The sequence below is a fragment of the Rhodococcoides trifolii genome (genome assembly GCF_014635345.1).
GTDB lineage: Bacteria > Actinomycetota > Actinomycetes > Mycobacteriales > Mycobacteriaceae > Rhodococcoides > Rhodococcoides trifolii.
In genome coordinates this window covers 269,113-292,546 of sequence record NZ_BMCU01000002.1, presented here as the reverse complement: position 1 = coordinate 292,546, position 23,434 = coordinate 269,113, and the positions used below count along the sequence as shown (strand labels likewise).

Here is a 23,434-nt window from a genome sequence, read left to right as displayed (position 1 = left end):
GGGCGTGAGAGAGTTCGCGCCCCCGCGTCAGCCGGCGTTCGGTGGCGGCAACAGCCGACCACCGAACATCAGTGCGGTCGCGTTCAGGTGAGCGCACACCGCAGTCACCCGCTCGGTATTGAGCAGACGAGCCGGTACGACGAGCCAGAAGCTGCGGACTGCCCGCACCGTCTCGTGCATCACCGGACGCAGACGCCCATCGTGATGGGCTAGAAAGCTCGGGACCAATGCCAACCCCACTCCGCTCGCCGCTGCCTCGAGTTGCCCGAACAGGCTGGTAGTGCGGAAAACGATCCGGGCCCGCGCAGCAATGGCTTCGGCGCTGCGCAGCTCAGGCAGATCGAGCATCGATTCCACGAACCAGATCATGTCGTGGTCTCGAAGGTCGTCGATGTTGCCCAGCTGCGGGTGTGATTCCAGGTAGCCGGGACTGGCGTAGAGCCGCAGGTCGTAATCGCAGAGGTGCGTGATCACGAAGCCTGGTGTCTCGGGTTTGTGCACGGTCACCGCGATGTCGAACTCCCCCACGTTGAACGTCAGAAGGTGGCTGCTCGTCACCAGCTCGACTTCGATGTGAGGGTGCTCGTCGCGCAGACGCGCCAGACCGGGCGCGACGACGGAGGCACCGAAGCCGTCCGTGGCCACGATGCGCACCGTTCCACTCAGGCTCACGGTTCGGTTGGCGATCGCAGCCTCGGCGGCGTCGGACTCGCTCTCGATGCGCTGGGCATACGGCAACAGCCGTTGACCGGCCGTGGTGAGGGTCCATCCGCGGGTGGTCTTGTCGAAGAGCCGCTTTCCGAGCACCTTCTCCAACGCAGTGACACGTCGGCGAATTGTCGTGTGCTCCACCCCGAGTCGGTCCGCGGCCACGGACAGCGTTCCGTATCGAGTCAGGGCGAGGAAGAACCGTAAATCTTCCAAATTCACCTGTGCATTCTTGCACACAGCCGCTGCGCAGATCCCTCTTGTTGTGCATCAATTGTCGCTCAATAGTGAGTAGGACCACTTGAATCTGCAGAAAGCGGGCAACATGAGCACGATCGGTTTTATCGGCCTGGGAACGATGGGTCGACCGATGGCCGCCAATCTCGTCAAGGCCGGCCACGAAGTACGCGGCTTCGACGTCACCGCGCAGGCGCGCGACGCCGCCGCTGCGGACGGCGTCCAGGTCGTGACCTCCGCTGTCGAAGCTGCGATTGGCGCCGACACGCTAATCACCATGCTCCCCAAGGGTGACCACGTCAGGTCGGTTCTGCTGGCCGACGACGGTCCCTTGTCGGCCCTTCCCGCCGGCGCGGTCGTGATCGACTCGTCGTCGATCGACGTCCCCACCTCACTCGACGTTCACGCCGCGGGCGAAAAGCTGGGCCTCGAAGTACTCGATGCTCCCGTCTCTGGCGGCCTCGCCGGCGCGGTGAACGGCACCTTGACCTTCATGATTGGCGGCAACGAAACCACGATCGACAAGGCCCGCTCCCTCTTCGAGATCATGGGCGCCCGCATCGTCGTCTGCGGCGGCGCAGGAGCAGGACAGGTGGCCAAAGCCTGCAACCAGATGGTCTTCGGAAGTGCACTCGTCGCCACCGCCGAGGCGTTCGTCATCGCAGAGAACCTGGGCTTGTCTGCGCAAAAACTGTTCGACGTATTGAGCACCTCCTCGGGCGACAGCTGGGCACTGCACAACTTCTGCCCGGCCCCGGGCTTGGTCGACGGGTCGGCCGCCGACAACGACTACGCACCGAAATTCGCTGCAGCCCTGCTCGCGAAGGACCTCGGACTAGCGGCCACCGCCGCCGAGAGCGCCGGCGTAGAGCTGGTCGTCGGTGCGGGCGCACGCACGAAGCTCGACGAACTGTCCGCCGACAACGGGCATCTCGATGCCTCTGCAGTCATAACAACGGTGAAAGTGCAGTCCTGAGCACTGCTCGCACCCTCTATCAACATCTGCGAAAGGAACCGAACATGGCTGCAGTGACAGTCGACTACGCCGATCAATACCTCAACCTGATCGACGGCGAGTGGGTCGCGGGACGAGACGACCAATGGATCGACGTCGAAAGTCCGCGCGACCGTTCGACGATCGCCCGCGTACCGCGCGGCGGGGAAAAAGACATCGCCGACGCCGTCGACGCGGCCTCCCGCGCGTTTCCGGGGTGGCGCGACATCTCACCGCGAGCCCGGGGGCGACTCCTCCAGCAAATCGCGGACGCCATCGAACCCCACGTCGAGCGCATTGCCCGCATCATTTCCGCCGAGAACGGCAACGCTCTGCGCACCCAGTCCCGCGGTGAGGTCAACTTCGCAATCGACGTCTTCCGCTACTTCGGATCGGTCGCGAGCGAAGTCAAGGGCGAGACTTTGCCACTGAACTCGCACGTCTTGGACTACTCGCGCCGCGAACCGATCGGCGTCGTCGGTGCCATCACGCCTTGGAACGCCCCCGTCCAGCTCGCCGCCATGAAGATGGCGTCGGCACTGGCAGCGGGCAATACTTTAGTCCTCAAGGCACCGGAGGATGCGCCGCTGGCGGTGCTCGAGATCGCCACCATTGCCAACGAGCACCTTCCGCGCGGAGTCCTGAACGTCGTCGTCGGCTACGGCACCGAAGCCGGCGAAGCGCTGATCACAAACCCGGACGTCGGCAAGCTGTCCTTCACCGGTTCCACCGCGGTCGGCTCGCGCATCATGCAGGCCGCCTCGGAACGCATCGTGCCGGTCTCGCTCGAACTCGGCGGCAAGAACCCCCAAATCGTCTACCCGGACGCCAACGAGGACTGGGTCGCGCAGGGAACAGTCACCGGAATGCGGTTCGTCCGCCAGGGCCAGTCCTGCACGGCCGGCTCTCGCCTGTTCGTACACCGCTCCATAGTCGATTCGTTCGTCGACAAAGTCACGGCGAACCTGTCCACCCTGACCGTCGGCGATCCACTCGACGAGACGTCGGATATCGGAGCCATCGTCAACAAGAAGCAGTTCGACCGCGTCTGCGGATACATCGACGAGGGGCTCCACGGACAGGGCAGCAGCGCTGCGGTGGGAGGTCTACCGCCCACCGCAGGGCCACTCGCCGGCGGCTACTACGTCGAGCCGACCGTCATCGTCGGCGTCGAGAACAATTGGCGCGTGGCGCAGGAAGAGATTTTCGGTCCCGTCATGTGCGTAATCCCGTGGGACGACGAAGACGAAGTCATCCGCATGGCAAACGACACTCACTACGGCCTGTCCGCTTTCATCTGGACCCACGACATCGGTCGTGCGTTGCGAGCCGCGCACTCCATCGAGGCCGGTTGGATCCAGGTCAATCAAGGCGGCGGTCAGGTACTCGGCCAGTCCTACGGCGGCGTCAAGAGCAGCGGCATCGGTCGCGAGTTCTCGCTCGAAGGGATGATCGAAAGCTTCACCCAGCGCAAGCACGTCTCGATCGACACCTCTCGCTGACCATCGCGCCGAACGGGGACGAGCAAGGCGTGCGCTCGTCCCCGTTCGGCGTTGACGCCCGCCCGCACATCAACTGCACCGTGACCACGCTCCCCGATCCGGCGCACACGGCTCATCGATTCGAGGAAGCAGCAGAGCCATGACCACCGAAACAGAACAGCTCACCCAAACCGGTCGGACGAGCGAGCTGACCGACCTTATGACCACCGAGCCGCCGCCCGACGCAGTCATCGACCGCATCGGAGTGCAGCGCTGCGGGCCGGTCGTGATCGTCACCCTCAGCCACCCCTCCGCGCTCAACTCCCTTGCACTGGAGAGCTGGCGCCGACTCAGAACCACCTTTGAACAACTCGCACACGAGGGCGATCTGCGCGCCGTGATCGTCCGAGGATCCGGCACCCGGGCATTCGCCGCAGGCGCCGACATCAAACAGTTCCCCGAGACACGCATGACCTCCCGTGACGCGATGCACTACAACGAGTTCGTCTCCGGAACATTGCGCGCCGTCGCTGCGCTTCCCGTTCCCGTCATCGCGGCCGTGCGCGGTCTGGCAGTCGGGGGCGGCTGCGAACTCGCCACCGCATGCGATGTGCGGTTGGTGGCAGACGATGCCCGAATCGGAATACCGGTCGGCAAGCTCGGAGTAATCCTCGGATACACCGAATCGCGGGCCGCATCGGCCGTGATCGGATCCGCGGCGTTGAAGTACCTGCTCTTCAGTGGCGAGTTGATGAGCGCGGCAGACGCAGAACGTGTCGGATTCGCCCAGAAAGTAGTTGCGCCGAACGATCTCGCGGGTGAGACGGTCTCTCTGGTCACTTCGATCTGCCGCCAGTCCGCAGTCACGATCCGTGCAGCCAAGGTCATCGCCGACATGCACGGTCGAGCGCTTACCGCAGAGGACACCGAGCTCGTTCACCGACTGACCGTCGAAGCATACGAAGGCGACGACCTCAAAGAGGGCGTCGCCGCATTCACCCAAGGTCGCCAAGCCGTCTTCGGCGGCAGAGAAGGAGTCTGACATGGCTGCATTGGACGGAATTCGAGTAGTCGACCTGACCAGGTACCTCTCCGGGCCCACCCTGACGATGCAACTCGCCGATCTCGGCGCCGACGTCGTCAAGATCGAATCGCTTCCCATCGGCGACCCGGCGCGAGAATCAGGCCCGTTCCAGGACGACGAGAGCGTCTACTACATGTCCATCAATCGCAACAAGCGCAGCGTAGCCTTGGACCTACGCACCGACGAGGGCATGCAAGCTTGCCTAGATCTCATCCGATCGGCCGATGTCTTCGTGCAAAATTTCAAACCGGGAACTGCAGACGCGATGGGACTGAGTCCTGCAGTGCTGCACGAGACGAACCCACGCTTGGTCTACGTCTCGCTCAGTGGTTTCGGTCAGCGCGGACCGGGCGCATCGCTTCCGGGTTTCGATCAGACGGCACAAGCGATGTCGGGTCTGATGAGCATCACCGGCACGCCCGAGACCGGCCCGTTGAGGGTGGGTATCGCGGTCGCGGACTCCGCAACGGGGGTGTTCGGAGCGGTGGGAGTCCTTGCAGCGCTGTACGAACGCGAACGTACCGGTGTGGGTTGCGTGGTCGAAGGGTCGTTGATGCAATCCATGCTCACGATGTTGTCCTATCAGGCGCAGAAGTATCTCAGCACTGGACTGGTTCCCGGCCAGGACGGTAACGACCACCCGATCATGTTCCCGCAGGGCACCTTCAAGACCGGTGACGGTGCGATGACCCTCGCCTGCGGCAACGAGAAAATGTGGCACCGGTTGTGCGACGTTCTCGATCTTGTCGATCTGAAGCGCGACGAGCGGTTCGCGGACAACGCCGCGCGGATGACACACCGCGTCGAGTTGCGGCAGCTCATCGAGGAGGTGCTGAGCCGGCGCACCACCGAGCAATGGCTCGACACCGTGGGCGCCTCCGGCGTTCCGTGCGGGCCCGTGCTGACCGTCGATCAGGCGCTGGAGCATCCCGTGACGGCGGGGCTCGACATGATCGCCTCGATCGAGCACACCACGATCGGGCCGATGAAAGTGCTCGGCCAGGCCGTGACGGTGACCGGAAGCGAGAAAGGGTGGTTGCGCTACCCGGCGCCCCTGTTGGGCGAACACACCTGCGAGGTCCTTTCCGAAATTGGATACGACAAGGCAAGGTTGGCGGGGCTGCTCGACGCGAACACGATCGTGCAATGGACTGATTGAGGCCACTCCACCATGAACAGGCCCCGGCACTTCTGTGCCGGGGCCATTCGCGTAGTTGTAGTTGGGCAACAGCGACTGCGCCGGACCCGGCACGGTTGTGGTGCACCGTGCCGGGTCCGGTCGTCGAATCCGGTTCAGCTCACACGGGTTCGGCCGCGGGCTCAGGCGTCTTCGAACGACGCTCGTAGAACCGTCCCTTGGTCAGGACAGTGAGAGGGACGTGCACTAGCGGGCCGACGATCATCGCGGCGAACGAGGCGTAGTACGACGGGTACAGCTCGAAGATGCCGGCGGCCCCCACCAGTAGACCGACGATCATCGAAGTGATGCCGCACGGATTCCAGTCCACGAGGAAACCGTCTCGGTACTCGATATTCTGGCTGGGTGCCAGCTTGAGTAATTTGCGGCAGATGAAGTAGTCGGCGAGAACAATGAAGATCCAGGTGTTGGTCATGATGCCGGTGACCGCCAGCGCCTTGTCCAGATATTGCAGGACGTTAAGCGGATAACACGCAATTCCTGCGATGATAAGACCCACCATCCACCATTGTCGGCCGACTTTTCGTGGTGACACCGCGTCGTTGGCGTTCGCCAGCGCAAGGGAACCCGAATACAGGTTCATCACGTTGATTCGAACCTGAGTGATGACGGCGAACACGACGCCGAGCAGCCCCATGACGACCGCGAAGTACAAACCCGGGTCGATCGAATCGAGCACCGCGGTGGGGCGCCCTTCGTCGGTGAACACTCTCAGCATCGTCTCGGTGAAGAGCACACCGATCAATAGAATCGGAACGATTGCAATCAGTTCGACGAACATGACACCCGCGGTTCCTGCGTACGAGACCTTTCGTTTGACGAAGCGACCATAATCGGTAGCGATCAACGCTTGAAACACGACCTGACCGTTCACAAGACTGAAGGCTTGCCACATCGCGGTCCCCGAGGTGCTGTCGGTCTGCTTCCACTCACCAGGGCCCACGAGTTCATAGCCGTTAGCGAGCATGTAGATCCCGATTGCGAAGAGCACCAGAAATATCGGCGCACCGAAACGCTGGAGAACATTCATCGAATGCATACCGCGCCAGGCGAAATACAAGGTCACCAGAGCAACTGCCGCGAAAACTACTGTCGCCCAGAATGAGTCGATTGCTATCCCTGCGTACTCGCTGATCGCGTGCGAGACGATGCTGCCTTCGAAGATGAAATAGAAAACGAAGTTCACACCGTAGATGAGAGAGGCGATTGCCGAGCCCTTGACTCCGAACCCGAGCCCGCGGGTCAGCAACGGGAGCGAGAGCCCTTCCTGACTGGCCATCCGCATCACCACGGACCCCACAAGTGTTGCGCCGATGACCAGGTATGAGATCGGCAGCAGGAGGCCGGGCCACCCGACCAAACTCCCGATCTGACCCCCGAGGATGAACCAGAACATGGCTGTGATGTTGCCCGTCAACACCAGGAGTATTGCTGGCCGACGCCAACGCTGACTGTCCGGTACGCGAGTGGTGGCAAAGCTTTCGATCTGGTCGTCGAGACTCGTCGACGGACCTACGAAATAGTCTCTGAAAGGCATGGCTTTTCCCGTTCGGATGAAGTGTTGGAGGCGGGGCCACGATCAGGTGGCAGGAGAAAGTGCGACTTCAAGAATGCTGGATCAGTTCGGAACGGACGACTCGACCATGTGCCGGTATCGGATCATCCACAGCAGACCGGCGACCAGCCAAGACAAGGCAAAGAATGCCGCAATGCAATAGCCGAGCAGTTCGAAATGCGAACTGATGTCCCCGTACGAGGACAGCGCACGACCGACAGCATTGTCCAAGTCGATGTGGCCGGAGACGAATGCTGCGAGATACACCGACGCGACCAGAATGCCGACCAGTACAGTGCCGGCGGTCGTAGCCACGTTGAAAAACAGTCTGCGTCCGGGCTGATCAGCCGCCCACGAATAGGCGCGCGACATCACCAGGCTGTCGATGGTGTCCATCATGGTCATGCCGGCAGCGAAAAGGATGGGCAGAGATAGGACGGCCAGAAAGGGGATCTGGCCGGCTGCGGCGGCAGATGCGGAAAGGGTGAGCAAGGTGATCTCGCTCGCGGTCTCCAGTCCCAGTCCGAACAGAAAACCGACCGGGGCCATATGCCACGACGAAGTGATCAGGGTGCGGGTACGTGTGCCCAGAACTCTGTTCATGAGCCCGCGATCGGCTGTGATGGCATCCAGCGCACCATTTTCGAGGGTTCCGTGCCGGTAGTTTCCCCACAGCTTGACCAGACCACGAAGAACGACGGAGTTCAGAATGGACACCAGCAGAAGGAAGCCGATAGCGACAAGGATCGAAACGTTTCCTCCGATGGTGCGGAAGAGGCCGAGGTCGCTATTCGTAAATTGTGCGGCACCGAGAGCGACGATGACAGCGAGGATGAGAACGACCGCGCTGTGACCGAGAGCGAAGAAGAACCCGACTCCGGTAGGGCGGCGTCCCCGCAACATCATCAACCGTGTGGTGTCATCGATCGCGGCTATGTGATCGGCGTCGAATGCGTGCCTGATCCCGAGCATGTAGGCGAGTAAACCGGCGCCGGCGAACGTCGTGGCGGTCATCGTCGACGACTGCCAGACGTAGAGTGACCAGCCGATCACATGCAGCACGACGATGGCCCCGAGCACACCCGCCAAGCGGAGCCGTTCCGACGATGCCGTCGCGGGCTGAACGAAACCTGTATGGATCACGTGCCGCTCCTGTGTCGGGTGCGTGGGTCGGGTGTAGGTCGGGGGTGCTGTAAGACCGAGGTGGTCGTTCCGTGCCGGACGCGTGAGGGGCCCGGCACGGAACGAACTGTGATGCGGTGTCAGTGAGCGTGATCGACGGCAGCCGGGCCGTCGTGTGCGTGCTGGTGTGTCGCATCTCGCGGCGTAGCCAGAATTTCCGCCGTTCGACGATCGAGGTCATCGATGTCGACACCGTCGGTCTCGCTCACCTGGGCGAGTAGGGCTTCGACCCAGCGCTCGTAATACTGCTCGGGTGCATTGGTGACTTCTGATTCGGCGATCGCTGCCACGAGTCGATGCTGGAAGTCCGTCCACGGGAACCCTCGCGACTCGAAGTAGGCGACCGCGAGCGCGAAACTGCGCAGTTCCCAGGGCAATCGAAACGGTTCGTCACCGTCAGGGGCCGGCCGAGCACTTCGCTCGCGGATGTCGGCGAGCTCGTCGCTGCTGAGCTGGGAGCATTCGGTCATGAGGAGGCTACTTCGGCTACGTCGGCGATGGTGCCCACTCCGATGATCGAGTCCCGTGTGACGACCGATTCGAGCTGTTCCGCTGTCCAGCCGTCGGTGCCGACGGGCCGCTGGGGCAGCACCCAGTAACGCATCTCGGCGCTCGAATCCCACACGACGATCTCTTTGTCACCGACGTCGGTTCCGAATTCGGCGAGCACGGATCGGGGATCGCGCACGACGCGCGCCCGGTACGGCATCGCTTTGTACCAGTTCGGTGGCAAGCCCAGGACCGGCCACGGGTAGCACGAGCACAGGGTGCACACGATCACGTTGTGGGTCGTGTCCGTGTTCTCCACCGCGATCATCGCTTCTCCTTGCAGACCGCTGACGCCCATCTCGGCACATGCCGCCGTTGCGTCCGCCAGCAGCCGGCTCTTGAAGCTCGGGTCCGTCCACGCGCGGGCAACCACCTTCGCGCCGATCTGGGGACCCACCTCGTGTTCGTAGATGTTGGTGATGCGGTCGACGGCGTCGGTGGACACGACTCCGCGTTCGATCAGGATCGATTCCATCGCCTTCACGCGCGCAGTCATGTATTCGTCGAACTTCGCGGTGTCGAGCGGAACGATGGGACCGCTGAAAGCGTGTGTGTACTCGGTCATTTCAATCCTTCGGAAGTAGCGTGGGACAGGTAGGGCTCCCACAGATCGATGGTGTTCCATGTCTTGGCGTCGCCGATGCCGTCGCCGAACAGGTCGCTGGCGCGGAATCGGACGCCGTACACGTGGTGCGGTTCTTCGCCTCGACCCTCCGCGTTGGCGTCCGGAAAGACGTGCCCGCCGTGATGAAGAACGACTTCGCCAACCTTGCCCTGGACGTAGCCGGCTTTACGGGTGTGATGAAAAGGAACCGTCGAGGAGACCAGGACGCGGTCGCCGACCGCGAACAGCGGCTCCGTGTCCACATCGCGGTGTGTGGGTGCCCCCGCGTAGGCGAGTTCGCCGATCAGATCCGCGAGTTCGTGATTGACGTTCGGCGGAAGTGGTTTGTCACGGTCGGCGAGATACTCCTGTGTCCGACGGTCCATCTCCGCCTCGAAGGAATCGTCACTGCGGGCGATGTAGTGCTCAATCGAATGAAACCAGTGAGCGTAGTAGGGCGTCAGAAGGTAATCGGCGGGACTCATTCGTTCGATCTCCGAGCGGAACTCGTCGAGGTTGAAGAATCCCGCCACCGCGCCCTGGGTGAAGAACGAAAAGACCGCTTTCTCCCATTCCGCATGCCAGATCTGCTCGTCGGTTTCGATCACGACGGGGCCGTAACCGTCGGACCCTCCGACGTCGTGAATTCCCTTCATTGCGCGACTCCTTCTAGACGAGCGTTCGTCACCGGCTGCGGGTGCGACCGATGAAAGGCGGTTACCTGCTGGAACGCATGGGCGGCTTGCAGCATCAGCTGCTCCTCGAATGGCCTTGCCACGAACTGAAATCCGAGGGGCGTACCGCGGTCGGTGAAGCCCCCCGGCAGCGTGACGGTGGGAACACCGGCCATGTCGAACGGTGCGGTAGGGGTCAGCAGTGCGGCCAGAAGGTCGGCGTTGGTGCCCAACGTCTCCAGCGTCTCCACAGTCGGGGACGCGAAGCCGACCGCGGGCATGAGCAAGAGGTCGATACCTTCGAAAACGCGGCCAAGCCGACCGGTGAACGCTCGCCGGTTCGTCTGCAGACGGACGAGGTCCGTTGCAGTCATCGACCTGCCGGAATCGAGGGCGTCGCGCAGGCTTTGACCGTATTCGTCAGCGCGGGAGGGATAGGTGTCCGCGTGCGCGGTCGCGGCCTCCGCGGCGCACAGAGCAGCGAAGTCCGCAGCGATCCCCGGCAGATCCGGAGTGTCGACGTCGAGTAACTGCCATCCCAGGTCGCGCACCACTTCCAGAACGTTTCGCAGCATCTGCCGGGTGGTCTCGTCGAAGCTGGACAGCAGGCTGCGATCGATACCGAGGCGTGGACGAGTCGTTCGGGTGAGTCCGTGCAAGTAGTCCGGCACGGGTTGCGTCGAACTGGTGGGATCGTTGTGATCGGATCCGGCGATGACGCCCAGCATCGCTGCGCAATCCTTGGCGCTACGGCACATCGGTCCGATGTGGTCCATGCTGCCGGCTAGTTCCACGACGCCGTATCGGCTCACGCGTCCCCATGTCGGCATCACACCGGTCACGCCGTTCGCGCTCGACGGCAGTCGAATGGAACCACCGGTATCCGAGCCCAGCGATCCGAAACACAGACCTGCAGCGGTCGCGACACCGGATCCGCTTGACGACACGCCACTCCAGGTGTCCGAATGCCACGGGTTGACCGGAACAGGAAGGGCTGGATGGTGATTGGTGTACGCGCCTTCGGTCATTCGCAGCTTGCCGGTGATCACAGCACCGGCACGACGAAGCCGGGTCACGACCGTGGCGTCGTACAGCGAGCGATACTCGGCGTGCATGGTTCCGCCCGACCCGGTGGGAGCATCCGTGGTGTAACACAGGTCCTTCACCCCGATGGGCACACCGTGCAGGGGCCCTTTGTGACGACCGTGGGCCAGGTCGTCGTCCGCCGCGTCGGCCGCGGCGAGGGCGACGTCCGGCATCGGATGAACGTAGCTCTGCAACGTCGGGTCGAGGGCGTCCATGCGGGCCAGGATCGCTTCGGTCACCTCTCTGGAGGTGAACTGGCGCGCCCGAATCAACTCCGACACTTCGGTCAACTCCAGGTACGCGACTTCGCTGTGGTCGATCACATGCACTCCTTGTACGTGGACATCCTTGGGAAACAGAAACTGTTTTCAAGTGAAAATAGTATGAGGCGGGTGTTTCCGGGTCGTTTCGCGATCGAGTCGAGTCTGTTTCCGATCACGACATCCAAACCTGCACTCGCGCAGGTTTATTGGCCCGATCTCGTGTTTCGAGGATGGGCGATTGATCCTGCACCATCGAGGCCGAGCCGGGTGATCGAACGTTTTGAGCGCGAGCATGTCGTCGTCGGCCGCGGGCTGACCCTCGAGGCTCGGCCGACGTGATGCCTCCGGAGGTGCGTCACCACCCGGGCGAGGCGGCGGTCGGTGCTGGCTGTATCGACTACATCTGCCCGGTGGTCACACGCTAGCGCTTATTTGCAACTGAAAACAGTTTTTCGGCAAAAAACTCTCGAGGAATCGCGCCTTCCGAACGAACGGACTCGGCGTGCAAAGCGTCGCCTCGGCATGATCGAGGAACCGCGCCGACCTTGATCTAGAGGACCTCGAACCTTGTTCCGGCTGCCACCGCGAGATGCATGTCGTACGTCGGTTGCAGCGTCTGCGCCGCACCATGGTTCGGGCGATCGCGACCCGGGAGCAGATCACGGGAATCGAGGTTCGCCAGGAAGTGGACCCCGTCATAACAGTGCTCGGCCCAGGAGTTCAGGACTGGACTGTCGTCACCGTAGGCGGACCGATATCGGTCGTTGAGAGCACGGCGTCGGGGCGAATCGAGCGACTCGAACGAGTGCAAAGCCGAGTACAGGTTTCCGCTGCGGTCCCCGTTGATTGCATAGAGCACGTTTTCTTCGAGTCCACCCGAGTAGCGAACGAGACTTCGGTCGAGACTTGCGGCGGACAGGGACGACAACGCATCCGCCAGGTCTCGCCCCGGCATGTTCAACACGACTCCCTGAATACCGAGCCGCCGCAACGACTTCACCACGTCCGCCATGCCGGGACCCACGGCGCCCACGGGCAGGAGGGTGTCCAGGAGTACCACGCCGCCGTTCCTGTTGATCTCGGCACGCGTCGCCCCGCGCATGACCTGCGGCCAGAGGTAATCTGTTCCCAGAACGGCCCAGACCAGGGCTCCTCGTTCACGCATCACCCAGCTCAGACCCGATGTCGACTGCACAGGCGACTCCCCCGAGCAGAACACCCCACCTGCATGGTCGACGCCCTCGTGGCTGGGAGTGCAGATGTAGGGCATGGTCGACGACCCGAGGGCCGATTCGATGGCAGACATCCTGTCGCTGGTGTGGAGCCCGACGAACGCATCCACCAAGCCACCGTGGGCGAGTTGGGACACCTCGCGGGCAACGTTCGACGCGGTGTCGCCGGAATCGACGAGCACCAACTGCAGCGAACGTTCGGAACGACCGCGGTAGGCGCGAATCTCGTCGGCTGCCAGAAGCACTGCGTCCAACGCAGACGGGCCGACCTGACCGAGCACCCCCGTCATGGGCAGCGCAACGCCGATCCGCAGCGCGCGCGAATCTGTGCCGACGACTTTGGCCTCGAGACTGTCGATCATCGCGACATGCAACGACATACGGATATGCTACGGACAATCCGTGGTGTTGCACGGTGGAAAGCTCGAACCGCGACGGTCAGCGAGGTGTCATCGTGTACACGGACAGCGACTTCCGAGCGCTCGACACGATGCTCAACAACGCGCGCCGCGTCAGCCGAGAACTCAACAGCGTCCTCGCCGAGATCGGACTTCGTGAGGACTCGTGGCGTGCGATGCACACGCTCACTGCGCGCCCCGGGATGCTGATGAGCGAAATTGCCGAGGCCCTGACCGTTTCCAACGCCACAGTCACCAGGCTCGTCAACGATCTGGCGGACCAAGGATCGGTGTTCCGTAAACCAGGACCCGACGACGGACGCAGCGTCGTCGTCCACTTGTCTCGGCAGGGAAAACTACGACTCGCCAGGGCGAATGATCTGATTCAGAGCCGTCTGAGTTTCGTCCCCACCGCGCCGTCGGCACACGCGATGTCGAAACAGTAGCTTCACGCCAAGGCAACTCGGTGATCCACCGGAGCACCGCAAGCGCGGCGAATTGAAATTCGCGTGAATTAGTCGGTGCGGCAGCGTGATCGAGCTTCACAGAAATCAGACGTGCGACAAAGGCCCCGGCAGTCGTCCGTCGACTGCCGGGACCTTCTATGCGCTCCCGCTACTTGGCGACCGCTGCCGTTTCGCGTGCGCGTTGCGTTCCGGCCCGACGGCGACTGGTGTCGACGACGAGCACGTCACCTTCGAGAGAGATTGCGTAACCCTCCATGACATGCGGACCCTTCTGCAAGCCGCCGTCGGGATCGGTCACGTCCTCCGGGGAGCCGGGCATGACGTCGACGTCGTACTTACGGACCTTCGTTTTGCGCGGGTCGTACCAGGACTCTCCCGTGCGGATGTTGAACTCCCACTGGTGCCACGGGCACCGGAGTGATTGTCCGCGTTGGTATTCGATGTCCGTGTCCGGTCCCTCGGCGGTGGAGACGCCAAAGATCGTCCCGTGTTCGCACAAGGCTGCGCCGGCGTGAGGGCACTGGTTCAGCAGCGCGAAGTATTCGCCGTCTACATTGAATACGCCGATCGAGCGGCCTTCGAGTTCGACGATCTTGCGCTCGCCGGGTGCGATCTCGGTCGAGTTGGCAACGATGTACTTCGCCATCATGCACTCACTTCGAGCCCGAAGAACCTCTGACCGTTCGTGCGGAGCACCTTCTCGCGTAGGTCGGACGGGAAGCTCCGCGGGAACACGGTCTCTGGCGAGTCGAAGTCGAAGTGCGGGTAATCCGAGGCGTACAGCACGTTCTCGGGGCAGAACTCCTCGATCATTTCTGCCAGGTGCGCCGGGTTCTCGGGCTCATCGATCGGCTGGGTGGACGCCCAGATGTGATCGCGCACGTATTCGGACGGCTTGCGTTGCAGGTCGACCTCGGAACGCAGTGTCTCCCAGTGGTAGTCCAAACGCTCGATCAGCGGCGCGAAGTGCACGACGTTGCCCTCGACGAACATGATTTTCAGGTCTGGGTATCGATCGAAGGTGCCGGTGAGGATGAGACTGAGAATCTGCGATTGGAAGCTCTGGACATGTCCGACGTGGTATTCGGTGTGATACGAGGTCCACCCGGTGCCAGTGTTGGCGTGGCCACCACCGGTCGAGAGGTGGAACTGAAACGGCAGGCCACGTTCGACAGCTGCTTCGTAGAGAGGCCAGTATCGGCGGCTGCCCAGCGGTTCGAGGGTCTTACTGAGCCCCAAGATCGACACCACACCCGGATCGTCCCCGACGCGTTCGATCTCCTTGATGGCGAATTCGGGGCAGTCGAGGGTCACCGGCATCGCGGCGCGCAACCGCGGGTCCGGGTACACCAGGTGTTCGAGCTGCCAATCGTTGATGGCGCTGCACAGCGCCGCGCCGAGCTCCGGGTTCAGTGCCTGCGATGCCGGGTTGAGGGTTTGGCCGCCGGGCGCGAGGCACTGCAGGACTCCGAGCTGAACGTCGTGCAGGTCCAGTAGCTGCTTCTGGATCAGACCCAAGTCCGAACCGGGATAGCCGGAATCCGGCCAGGCGTCGGCACGCATCGCTCCTCCGTACATCTGCGGGTACTCACCGATCGACTGCAGGCCGTTGGTGGTGCGGACGCCGTACTCGTCGATGTGATCGCGCCACTTCTTCGGTAGGTAGGTGCGAATGAGTCCCTCGCGCGGAACGGGATGGATGTCGACGTCGATGATTCCGGTGTCAACCTTGGGTGCACCCAACTTGCCGGATGTCGAGGCTTCGATTGTCGTCATGATTTTTTACGCCTTTCCCTTGCTCTGGGGTGCTTCGAGGTTGTACAACCCGAAAGCGTTTTCGCGATAAATCCGGTTGAGCAGCGCGTTGTCGTTCGTGCCGCTCTCGATCTGGCGGGGTCCTGACGCGTGGTTGTGCGGGTAATCGCTGGAGTAGACCAACATCTGGTCCGATCCCATGCGATCGACGATGCTGTCGAGCCCGCCGGATCGCTCGGCGCCGTCGGACGGTGCGGTGGTGAACCGGACGTGTTTGCGGATCAGCTCCGACGGTGCCCGGTCGACCCACGGCAGATCGGGTCGGTAGCTCTTCCACAGCTTGTCGAACTTCCAGATGAAGGGCGGCAACCACTTGAAGCCGACCTCGGTGACCACGATCTTCGTGGCGGGGAACTTCTGCAGGATTCCCTCGGAGACGATCGAGGCGAGCTGGGCTTCCAGATTTGCCTGCTGACCGACGTACCACTCGAGGTACGTCGTCGGCCACCCCACTGAGGTGGGGGCTTGACGGAACACTCCGCCGATGTGGATCGCGACGGGGAGCCCGGCGGCTTCGGCTGCCTCCCAGATCGGCCAGTTCGCCTCGCGGCCGAGCAGAAGTTCCGACTGACCGAGAAGGAGGACTTGAACGAAGCGCTTGTCGTGGGCCCAGTGGGCGATCTCCTCGGCGGCAGCACGGGCGGTTCCCATGGGGACGACGATGGAGGCTCGCAGGCGAGGATCGGCGTCGAGCCATTCACGGGCGATCCAGGTGTTCAGTGCGCGTGCGTGCGCCGCCTCACGGCGCGGCTGGTGAATCTGCTGCACGGCGTAGAGGGGGTTGAGGATCGCAAAGTCGGTGAAACCGTCTCGAAAGACATCGGAAACGAGGTTGTGTACCTGTGTTCCCGCACGCCCTTGTTTGTCCTGCAACGCTTCTGGTCGCTGCGCGATGGCAGACCCTCGGGGGTGGTAGTTCGGTTCGTAGGTCGGCGAGAGCGCCGCTACCAGCTGATCACCCCAGTACTGGTCCAGGTAAGGCAGAAGTTGCGTCGAATCGGTGAGAACCGGATGGACGTCGCAGTCCACCACGGCCGGCCGAACGGCCTGCAGCGATTGCGCGGGACTGTCGGCAAGAGCGTTTGCAACCATGAGTGTGGTGCCACCTAACTTGGTCGTTACCTCGCAACTGCGGGGGGTTGAGGCTGAAGATCTTCGGTTGTGACGTCGGAGCCGGCGACGTCACAGGAGGGGACCGTGGATCCCGTCCGTACCGGCCAGAGACCGGATCGAACCACTGTAAGTAATTCTAGTCACACTGTGGATCCAGTGTCCAGGATTCATTCGCGGTCCAAAAAAATTTGTCCGATCCGGCCGACGGATCAGTTCTGTCGCACCACGGGCGTAGACGGGGCAGCTGCGGGTGCGGCGGATGCGACCTCGTCGTCGTCCATGTTCTTGCCCTTGGTCTCCTTGATCAGAATCGAGCAGCCGACACTGAGTAGTGCGAGCACTGCCAGCATGACGCCAACCCAGATGCTGTCGTTGTCGGCCACGATCTGTGCGGCGACCAATGGTGCAATCGCACCTCCGAGGATGCCGGCCAGGTTGTAGCTCAAACCGGCTCCCGTGTAACGGAACCGAGCTCGGAACATCTCCGGAAGGAGCGCTCCGGTGGGACCGTTTGACGCGCCGTACAGAGAGAGAGTCACGGTCGTTGCGATGAAAAATGCCCACGGTGAACCGGTATCAAGCAGTGGAAACAACACCAGTGCCCACGGGACCGAGACGATCATGACGGCGCGGATGATGGTCTTGCGCCCGATCTTGTCCGACAGTGTCGCCGACACCGCGGTGGCGATGCCGAAGACGACGGCAGAGCCCATACCCATGGCCAGGATCGTGGTGCGGCTCATCGCAAGGGTGCCGGTGCCGTAGCTGGTGAGGAATGCGGTGCCGATGTAGAAGAGCGAGAACAGTGTCGTCGAGGCACCGGCGGCGATGAGGATCTCACGCCACTGCACCTTGATGACCTCCATGAACGGAAGCTTGCGGGATTCCACGGAAGACTTTGCTTCCAGGTCCATCGCCGCTTTGCGCTCGGTGAACACCGGCGTCTCTTCGACGGAGAGGCGGATCCAGAAACCGACGGCGATGAGTACGGACGAGGCGATGAACGGGATGCGCCATCCGTAATTGAGGAATGCCTCGCTCGTCGCGCCGACGGTCACCGACGCCAAGAGGAATGTGCCGCTGGCGAGGAAGAACGCGAATGCCGGTCCAAGTTGGGGGAACATCGCCATACGTCCGCGTTGTCCGGGTGGGGCGTACTCGGCGGTCAGCAGCGTTGCGCCGGCCCATTCGCCGCCTACGGCGAAGCCCTGGAAGAAGCGCATGAGCACCAGCAGGATGGGTGCCCAGATGCCGATTCCGCCGTCGAAGAAGCCGAAGACTCCGGTTTCGTACCCGGGCATGAACCCGATTCCGACGGTGGCGATGCCCATGATGAGCAGTGTCCACACCAGCGTGCGCTTGCGGCCGATGCTGTCACCGAAGTGGCCGAACAGGATCGAGCCCACGGGTCGGGCGAAGAACGCCACTGCGAACGTGGCGAACGAAGCGATCGTCCCGACTGCGGGGTCGGAGTTGGGGAAGAAGACGGTCGGAAAGACCAGTGCGGCAGCCGTTCCGTAGATGAAGAAGTCGTAGTACTCGATCGTCGTTCCGATCGAGCTCGCGGCGGCGACTCGTTTGAGGCTGGTCGTATTCGGAACGCCGCCTGCCGGTGGGACGTGTCGCCCTGGTTGGGGTCGATCGGCCTCGCTGTGAAGACTGGTCACTCGGGTCATCTCCTTGTGGGCTGAAGCGCGCCGGGATTGCCGGATTGATTTGACGAATCCAGGACTCTGGATCCAGGATGTGACGACGGTAACAACGACTTCCCTGTTCCGTCAATCAAAATCTCGGAGCAGTTCTGACGTACGCCTCCGGCCTGGCCGTGCGGGTCTGCATTCTGGACGTAGACGTCTGAAGGCCCGAATACAATTGCGTCGCAACAGGAGTGCACCTTGTTGATAAGTGAATATTTCCGAAAAGGGTGTGGTCGGACCACACTCGGTTACAGTGGTCGGACCACACATTCACGGTCGGACCACCCATTGCAGCTCACGGAGGACTGATGAGGATTGCGCTGTTCGCGACCTGTTTGGCCGACGCCCTGTTCCCCGAGTCGGCCAAATCTACCGTCTCTTTATTGGAGCGACTCGGCCACACTGTCGTCTTTCCTCGCGAGCAGACCTGTTGCGGGCAGATGCACGTCAACACCGGCTACCTGGCGGAGGCGACCCCCCTCGTGCGTCATCATGTCGAGTCGTTCGAAAAGGTGAGCTGGGACGTCGCCGTCGCCCCGTCCGGGTCGTGCGTGGGATCGGTGCGACATCAGCATGCGATGGTCGCCCGGCGTGCAGGAGACGACGACCTCGCTTCGCGCGCAACCACTATCGCCGAACGAACCTACGAGCTGTCGGAGTTGCTGATCGACGTTCTCGAGGTCACCGACGTCGGCGCGTACTACCCCCACACAGTCACATATCACCCCACGTGCCATTCCCTGCGCATGCTCCGTGTCGGGGACAAACCGTTGCAGCTGCTCAAAGAGGTCCGCGGCATGACGCTCATCGACCTACCCGCGGGCGACTCCTGCTGTGGATTCGGGGGGACGTTCGCCCTGAAGAACTCCGAGACCTCCACGGCAATGCTCTCGGACAAGATGTCGAACGTCCTCGCCACCGGCGCCGAGGTCTGCAGCGCCGGCGATTCCTCGTGCCTGATGCACATCGGCGGCGGTCTAAGTCGGCTGCGGTCGGGCGTGAAAACCGTTCACCTCGCCGAGATTCTGGCCTCCACGGAAGGTGCCTCACGATGACCGACACGTACGCGAGATCGACGACGATCGACTCCACCCCGCACCCGTCCCCGCCCGTCTTCCTGGGCACACCGGGACTGGGAAACATCCGCGGAACAGAAAGCTTCCCGAAAGCAGCGCACAGGACGCTGCAGGACACTCAGATGCGCCGTAACGTCGGCGCCGCAACTCGCACGATCCGCGAAAAGCGCCTTCAGGCAATCGGAGAATGCGACGACTGGGAAGACCTGCGGCTCGCCGGCAGCGCGATCAAGACCGACGTGATGTCGCGGCTCCCCGAGTTGCTTGACGAACTCGAAGCGAATATCGTCGCCCGCGGAGGCGTGGTCCACTGGGCACGAGACGCCGACGAGGCCAACCGCATCATCACCGACCTCGTCAGAGCCACAGGCAGCGACGAAGTGGTCAAGGTCAAGTCCATGGCGACGCAAGAAACAGGGCTCAACGAGTACCTCGAAGCCGAAGGCATCGCCGCGATCGAGACCGACCTCGCCGAACTCATCGTCCAGCTCGGCGAGGACAAACCCAGCCATATCCTCGTCCCGGCCATCCACCGCAACCGGGCCGAGATACGCGAGATCTTCCTGCGCCGTATGCCTGGCATCGATCCCGACGTCACCGACGAGCCGCGCGCGCTGGCCATGGCCGCCAGGGAGCATCTGCGGAAGAAGTTTCTGTCCGCAAAGGTGGCGATCAGCGGCGCCAACTTCGGTGTCGCCGAGACCGGAACGCTCGCCGTCGTCGAATCCGAAGGCAACGGACGAATGTGTCTGACGCTCCCCGACACACTCATCACCCTGATGGGTATCGAGAAACTGGTTCCGACCTTCGCCGACCTCGAAGTGTTCATGCAGCTACTCCCCCGATCCTCGACCGCGGAGCGCATGAACCCGTACACCTCGATGTGGACCGGGGTGCACGACGGTGACGGACCTCAGCACTTCCACCTCGTTCTCCTCGACAACGGCCGAACGAACGTCCTTGCCGACGAGGTCGGCCGCGCAGCGCTGAACTGCATCCGGTGCAGCGCGTGCCTGAACGTGTGCCCGGTGTACGAACGCACGGGCGGCCACGCCTACGGGTCCGTCTATCCCGGACCGATCGGTGCCATCCTGAGTCCACAACTGACGGGCACCACCGGCCACGACGACCCCAATGCGTCACTGCCGTACGCCTCGTCACTGTGCGGCGCATGTTTCGACGCGTGCCCCGTGCGCATCAACATCCCCGATATCCTGGTTCACCTGCGGGCAAAACAGGTCGACTCCGAGCGCGGCGGGATACCAGGCGCACAAGAGCTCGCGATGAAGGCGGCCGGATGGGCCATGGGTTCACCGACACGCTTCGGCATGGCCGAAAAGGCGGCCGGTGTCGGGCGCCTCCTGGCCGGTAAGAGCGGCAAGATCACCTCTTTGCCCTTCCCCGGTTCGTTGTGGACCTCAGCACGTGACCTTCCCGCACCACCGAAAGAGACTTTCAGGCAGTGGTGGGCACGAACACACGAGGACAACACATGACTGCGAAAAGCGTTATCTACGAGCGTATCCGAGCAGCCACCGCCGACGCCGCTCAGCCCGGTGAAACAGCGAGGACCTACGAGCGAGCGCCGTCGCTCGGCCCCGGCGACGCCGCCCGATTCGCCGAGACTGTCGACGAGTACCGCGCGCAGGTCTCCCGCGTCCTACTCGGCGACGTTGCAACCACGGTGCGACAACTCACCGCGTCGAGCACCACGATTCTCGTCCCCCCCGGCCTCCCATCCGAGTGGACGACGGGACTAGAGACCGTCGAGGACTCCGACACGAGTGTCGACGCCCTCGATCGTGTCGACGTGGTCGTCACCGGCTGCCGCCTCGGTATCGCAGCGACGGGCACCATCGTCCTCGACGGCGGACCGGGGCAGGGACGGCGCGCACTGACCTTGGTGCCCGACCATCACATATGCATCGTGCGCGCCGATCAAGTGGTCGACACCGTTCCACAGGCCTTCGCATCGCTCGATGCCACGCGGCCGTTGACCTTCATCAGCGGCCCCAGCGCAACCAGTGACATCGAACTCGACAGGGTCGAAGGGGTTCACGGACCCAGAACTCTCGACGTCATCATCGTCGACTGACCCACCGACCGCGGTCGAAACCAATCGTGCTGTGCTACACAGTATCCGGCTACTCACCCTGCCGGGGTCATCGACCTCGGCATCGTGAGTCAGCCGAGATGCGACCCTCCGTTGATGTTCAAGGTGGTGCCCGTCAGGTACGAGCCCGCCGGCGACCACAGGTACAGCACACCGTTCGCGATGTCGTCGGGGCTGGCGAGACGCCCCAGCAAGGTACCCGAAGTGAGACGGTCCACCACCGCAGGATCGTCACCGACCATCCCGGTGTATGTCGCGCCCGGTGCGACACAGTTCACTCGTACTCCGCGCGGCGCGAGTTCGCGGGCCGCCCCGCGGGTCAGACCGACGACGCCCGCTTTCGAGGCTCCGTACACCGAGCCGCCGACAAAACCGCCTCCCGTATGCGCCGCAACGGAGGCCGTGAGCACAACCGAGGCGTCAGAACTCAGGTGGGGAAGCAACGCGCTGAGGGTGTTGATCGAACCCATGAGGTTGATCATCAAGCAACGTTGCGCATCACTCGCGGACACCTCAGCGATCGTCTTCGGCAATGTGATTCCTGCGCTGACGAACACGCGGTCGATCGGTCCTCGTTCGGCGATCGTGGCAAAGCAGTCGGCGAGGCGTCGATCATCGAGAACATCGGCCGACGAATAAGACGCATCGGGAAGCGACGCCAGGGACTCCGGTCGCTCCTCGTGCAGGTCGAGGATGGAGACCGTCTTCGCCGTGTGCGCGGCGAGATGTGCGACGGCGAGACCGATCCCGCTGGCGCCGCCCACGATGACGACGTTGCCGTCTACATCGAACTGTGTCTGTCGGGTCATCGTGGTACCGCCTCGTCGAATGAATGTCGCTCTGAGAGCTGGACTCTGGGATGCTCACCCGCGAACGCGGGCGAGATGACGCAACTATCTTCTGGTCCAAGTATCCGGTCGCGAAGTGCCCCGTGCGACCGTCGTGCAGAGGAAAATCTCGTGCGATGTTCCGTCGGTTGTCTTATCCGCGACCGTCGACCTTCGTTTTGTAGATCTCGCGGATACGCGAATCGTCCGCTCGACCGAGCCCCAGGTCCGACGCCTGCGAGAAGGCTTGGGCAGCGACACCGAGCAGCGGGGCGTCGAAGCCCACCTGTGCGGCCGCGGCGTGAACCAGTGCACTGTCCTTGGCGAAGATGTCCAGAGCCGTGAACGGCACTTCGCTGCCGCTGGCAGCGAGCATCCGCGGACCGCGATCGCTCAGCATGAACGACGCCCCTGCCCCCGAACTCACGGCACGGTGGACGTCCTCCGGATCGAGTTCGAGCGCCTCGGCGAACGCCAGCGCTTCGGCCGCAGCGACCAGATGGATGCTGCACAGCAGCTGATTCACCAACTTCAGGCTCTGCCCGCGGCCGGGCTCGTGCCCGCACGGATGAATTGTTCCCATCGCCTGAAGAACGTCCCCCACTCGATGCACCGCGTAGGCGTTCCCCGCAGCGAAGATCGTGAGTTCTCCCGCTTCTGCGCGTTCCACTCCGCCGGTGACCGGTGCATCGACAACATCGACACCGTGGGCTGCGAACTTGTCGGCGATCGAGCGCACGGCGTCGGGACCGACCGTCGACATCACGATGCACACGGACCCGCGGGGAAGTACCTGCAACAGCCCGCCGTCGTCCTCGACGACCGACGCGAGCTGAGCGCCGGAGGCGACCATCACTACAGCAACATCTGCGGCCGTCGGCGCCTCCGCTGTGCCGAGCCCGGCTCGGTCGGCGTCGCGCCGCCTGTCCTGGGATCGGTCCACCGCGGTGACACGGTGCCCGGCCTGTTTGATACGCGAGGCCATGGGAAGCCCGATCGCTCCGATACCGATGAACAGAACGTCGACTGTCGGTGAGTGCATAACTGTTGAGCATCACTGGTCGGCGACGACAACATAACC

22 protein-coding genes are annotated in these 23,434 nt (G+C 62.9%); 8 read left to right on the top strand and 14 right to left on the bottom strand.

Translation table 11 applies throughout. From position 1 onward, the window contains the following. Positions 1–27: 27 nt before the first annotated feature. The gene (locus tag IEW02_RS08415; protein WP_188544367.1) at positions 28–930 is read right to left on the bottom strand and encodes a LysR family transcriptional regulator; all 903 of its coding nucleotides are present in this window, start codon (positions 928–930) and stop codon (positions 28–30) included. Between the two features lie 103 nt (positions 931–1,033). On the opposite strand from IEW02_RS08415, the gene mmsB reads away from it, so the two are divergent. The 4 genes from mmsB (at position 1,034) to IEW02_RS08395 (ending at position 5,663) form a co-directional block, all read left to right on the top strand. Continuing rightward, a complete protein-coding gene (gene mmsB, locus IEW02_RS08410; RefSeq protein WP_188544366.1) occupies positions 1,034–1,921 on the top strand; it encodes a 3-hydroxyisobutyrate dehydrogenase in 888 nt (295 codons plus the stop codon). A gap of 44 nt (positions 1,922–1,965) precedes the next feature. Continuing rightward, on the top strand, positions 1,966–3,441 hold the full coding sequence (locus IEW02_RS08405) for an aldehyde dehydrogenase family protein (protein ID WP_188544365.1): 1,476 nt from the start codon (positions 1,966–1,968) through the stop codon (positions 3,439–3,441). Between the two features lie 139 nt (positions 3,442–3,580). Continuing rightward, positions 3,581–4,462 (top strand): enoyl-CoA hydratase/isomerase family protein, encoded by an 882-nt coding sequence (locus tag IEW02_RS08400; RefSeq protein WP_188544364.1) that lies wholly within the window; start codon positions 3,581–3,583, stop codon positions 4,460–4,462. A gap of 1 nt (position 4,463) precedes the next feature. Beyond that, positions 4,464–5,663 carry a CaiB/BaiF CoA transferase family protein gene (locus IEW02_RS08395; protein WP_188544363.1) on the top strand — a complete coding sequence of 400 codons (1,200 nt, stop codon included), beginning with the start codon at positions 4,464–4,466 and terminating at the stop codon, positions 5,661–5,663. A 139-nt stretch (positions 5,664–5,802) separates the two neighbouring features. On the opposite strand, the gene IEW02_RS08390 is transcribed toward IEW02_RS08395, so the two are convergent. From IEW02_RS08390 to IEW02_RS08360, 7 genes are all read right to left on the bottom strand, one after another. Further along, positions 5,803–7,239 (bottom strand): purine-cytosine permease family protein, encoded by a 1,437-nt coding sequence (locus IEW02_RS08390; RefSeq protein WP_188544362.1) that lies wholly within the window; start codon positions 7,237–7,239, stop codon positions 5,803–5,805. An 81-nt stretch (positions 7,240–7,320) separates the two neighbouring features. Next, complete coding sequence (locus IEW02_RS08385; RefSeq protein WP_188544361.1) at positions 7,321–8,400, bottom strand: HoxN/HupN/NixA family nickel/cobalt transporter; 1,080 nt, start codon at positions 8,398–8,400, stop codon at positions 7,321–7,323. Positions 8,401–8,519: 119 nt separating this feature from the next. Continuing rightward, positions 8,520–8,909, bottom strand: coding sequence for a nitrile hydratase accessory protein (locus IEW02_RS08380; protein ID WP_188544360.1), 390 nt, complete (start codon positions 8,907–8,909; stop codon positions 8,520–8,522). Further along, positions 8,906–9,553, bottom strand: a complete 648-nt coding sequence (gene nthA, locus IEW02_RS08375; RefSeq protein WP_188544359.1) for a nitrile hydratase subunit alpha — start codon at positions 9,551–9,553, stop codon at positions 8,906–8,908. The genes IEW02_RS08380 and nthA overlap by 4 nt, the downstream gene beginning before the upstream one ends. Continuing rightward, a complete protein-coding gene (nthB, locus tag IEW02_RS08370; protein ID WP_188544358.1) occupies positions 9,550–10,248 on the bottom strand; it encodes a nitrile hydratase subunit beta in 699 nt (232 codons plus the stop codon). The genes nthA and nthB overlap by 4 nt, the downstream gene beginning before the upstream one ends. Beyond that, positions 10,245–11,675, bottom strand: a complete 1,431-nt coding sequence (locus tag IEW02_RS08365) for an amidase (protein WP_229745892.1) — start codon at positions 11,673–11,675, stop codon at positions 10,245–10,247. Before IEW02_RS08365 ends, nthB begins: the two co-directional genes overlap by 4 nt. A 490-nt stretch (positions 11,676–12,165) precedes the next feature. Next, entirely contained in the window at positions 12,166–13,227 is a 1,062-nt protein-coding gene (locus IEW02_RS08360; RefSeq protein ID WP_188544357.1) for an ABC transporter substrate-binding protein, read from the bottom strand. A 74-nt stretch (positions 13,228–13,301) separates the two neighbouring features. On the opposite strand from IEW02_RS08360, the gene IEW02_RS08355 reads away from it, so the two are divergent. Continuing rightward, positions 13,302–13,691 carry a MarR family winged helix-turn-helix transcriptional regulator gene (locus IEW02_RS08355; protein ID WP_188544356.1) on the top strand — a complete coding sequence of 130 codons (390 nt, stop codon included), beginning with the start codon at positions 13,302–13,304 and terminating at the stop codon, positions 13,689–13,691. A 169-nt stretch (positions 13,692–13,860) separates the two neighbouring features. Here IEW02_RS08355 and IEW02_RS08350 read toward each other — a convergent pair whose 3' ends face one another. From IEW02_RS08350 to IEW02_RS08335, 4 genes are all read right to left on the bottom strand, one after another. Beyond that, positions 13,861–14,361 (bottom strand): Rieske (2Fe-2S) protein, encoded by a 501-nt coding sequence (locus tag IEW02_RS08350; protein ID WP_229745891.1) that lies wholly within the window; start codon positions 14,359–14,361, stop codon positions 13,861–13,863. Continuing rightward, positions 14,358–15,488 carry an amidohydrolase family protein gene (locus IEW02_RS08345; RefSeq protein ID WP_188544355.1) on the bottom strand — a complete coding sequence of 377 codons (1,131 nt, stop codon included), beginning with the start codon at positions 15,486–15,488 and terminating at the stop codon, positions 14,358–14,360. The genes IEW02_RS08350 and IEW02_RS08345 overlap by 4 nt, the downstream gene beginning before the upstream one ends. Before the next feature lie 6 nt (positions 15,489–15,494). Next, the gene (locus IEW02_RS08340) at positions 15,495–16,619 is read right to left on the bottom strand and encodes an amidohydrolase family protein (protein ID WP_188544354.1); all 1,125 of its coding nucleotides are present in this window, start codon (positions 16,617–16,619) and stop codon (positions 15,495–15,497) included. 230 nt (positions 16,620–16,849) lie between these two features. Beyond that, positions 16,850–18,316, bottom strand: coding sequence for an MFS transporter (locus IEW02_RS08335; protein WP_188544353.1), 1,467 nt, complete (start codon positions 18,314–18,316; stop codon positions 16,850–16,852). 329 nt (positions 18,317–18,645) lie between these two features. On the opposite strand from IEW02_RS08335, the gene IEW02_RS08330 reads away from it, so the two are divergent. The 3 genes from IEW02_RS08330 to IEW02_RS08320 are packed head-to-tail and all read left to right on the top strand — an operon-like array spanning position 18,646 to position 21,508. Continuing rightward, positions 18,646–19,392 carry a (Fe-S)-binding protein gene (locus tag IEW02_RS08330; protein ID WP_188544352.1) on the top strand — a complete coding sequence of 249 codons (747 nt, stop codon included), beginning with the start codon at positions 18,646–18,648 and terminating at the stop codon, positions 19,390–19,392. After that, entirely contained in the window at positions 19,389–20,909 is a 1,521-nt protein-coding gene (locus IEW02_RS08325; protein WP_188544351.1) for a LutB/LldF family L-lactate oxidation iron-sulfur protein, read from the top strand. The genes IEW02_RS08330 and IEW02_RS08325 overlap by 4 nt, the downstream gene beginning before the upstream one ends. Continuing rightward, the gene (locus tag IEW02_RS08320; RefSeq protein WP_188544350.1) at positions 20,906–21,508 is read left to right on the top strand and encodes a LutC/YkgG family protein; all 603 of its coding nucleotides are present in this window, start codon (positions 20,906–20,908) and stop codon (positions 21,506–21,508) included. The genes IEW02_RS08325 and IEW02_RS08320 overlap by 4 nt, the downstream gene beginning before the upstream one ends. Positions 21,509–21,597: 89 nt before the next feature. Here IEW02_RS08320 and IEW02_RS08315 read toward each other — a convergent pair whose 3' ends face one another. Together IEW02_RS08315 and IEW02_RS08310 are read right to left on the bottom strand one after the other, a co-directional pair. Next, on the bottom strand, positions 21,598–22,335 hold the full coding sequence (locus IEW02_RS08315) for an SDR family NAD(P)-dependent oxidoreductase (RefSeq protein WP_188544349.1): 738 nt from the start codon (positions 22,333–22,335) through the stop codon (positions 21,598–21,600). Between the two features lie 172 nt (positions 22,336–22,507). Then, complete coding sequence (locus tag IEW02_RS08310) at positions 22,508–23,395, bottom strand: NAD(P)-dependent oxidoreductase (RefSeq protein ID WP_188544348.1); 888 nt, start codon at positions 23,393–23,395, stop codon at positions 22,508–22,510. Between the last annotated feature and the right edge of the window lie 39 nt (positions 23,396–23,434).

Bases quoted from the DNA above. Each gene is read 5' to 3' on its own strand.
- IEW02_RS08335 (WP_188544353.1), bottom strand. From the start codon at position 18,316: ATGACCCGAGTGACCAGTCTTCACAGCGAGGCCGATCGACCCCAACCA.
- IEW02_RS08390 (WP_188544362.1), bottom strand. From the start codon at position 7,239: ATGCCTTTCAGAGACTATTTCGTAGGTCCGTCGACGAGTCTCGACGAC.
- nthA (WP_188544359.1), bottom strand. From the start codon at position 9,553: ATGACCGAGTACACACACGCTTTCAGCGGTCCCATCGTTCCGCTCGAC.
- IEW02_RS08400 (WP_188544364.1), top strand. From the start codon at position 3,581: ATGACCACCGAAACAGAACAGCTCACCCAAACCGGTCGGACGAGCGAG.
- IEW02_RS08360 (WP_188544357.1), bottom strand. From the start codon at position 13,227: ATGTCGTTGCATGTCGCGATGATCGACAGTCTCGAGGCCAAAGTCGTC.
- IEW02_RS08350 (WP_229745891.1), bottom strand. From the start codon at position 14,361: ATGATGGCGAAGTACATCGTTGCCAACTCGACCGAGATCGCACCCGGC.
- nthB (WP_188544358.1), bottom strand. From the start codon at position 10,248: ATGAAGGGAATTCACGACGTCGGAGGGTCCGACGGTTACGGCCCCGTC.
- IEW02_RS08345 (WP_188544355.1), bottom strand. From the start codon at position 15,488: ATGACGACAATCGAAGCCTCGACATCCGGCAAGTTGGGTGCACCCAAG.
- IEW02_RS08310 (WP_188544348.1), bottom strand. From the start codon at position 23,395: ATGCACTCACCGACAGTCGACGTTCTGTTCATCGGTATCGGAGCGATC.
- IEW02_RS08325 (WP_188544351.1), top strand. From the start codon at position 19,389: ATGACCGACACGTACGCGAGATCGACGACGATCGACTCCACCCCGCAC.
- IEW02_RS08395 (WP_188544363.1), top strand. From the start codon at position 4,464: ATGGCTGCATTGGACGGAATTCGAGTAGTCGACCTGACCAGGTACCTC.
- IEW02_RS08330 (WP_188544352.1), top strand. From the start codon at position 18,646: ATGAGGATTGCGCTGTTCGCGACCTGTTTGGCCGACGCCCTGTTCCCC.
- IEW02_RS08405 (WP_188544365.1), top strand. From the start codon at position 1,966: ATGGCTGCAGTGACAGTCGACTACGCCGATCAATACCTCAACCTGATC.
- IEW02_RS08380 (WP_188544360.1), bottom strand. From the start codon at position 8,909: ATGACCGAATGCTCCCAGCTCAGCAGCGACGAGCTCGCCGACATCCGC.
- IEW02_RS08340 (WP_188544354.1), bottom strand. From the start codon at position 16,619: ATGGTTGCAAACGCTCTTGCCGACAGTCCCGCGCAATCGCTGCAGGCC.
- mmsB (WP_188544366.1), top strand. From the start codon at position 1,034: ATGAGCACGATCGGTTTTATCGGCCTGGGAACGATGGGTCGACCGATG.
- IEW02_RS08315 (WP_188544349.1), bottom strand. From the start codon at position 22,335: ATGACCCGACAGACACAGTTCGATGTAGACGGCAACGTCGTCATCGTG.
- IEW02_RS08320 (WP_188544350.1), top strand. From the start codon at position 20,906: ATGACTGCGAAAAGCGTTATCTACGAGCGTATCCGAGCAGCCACCGCC.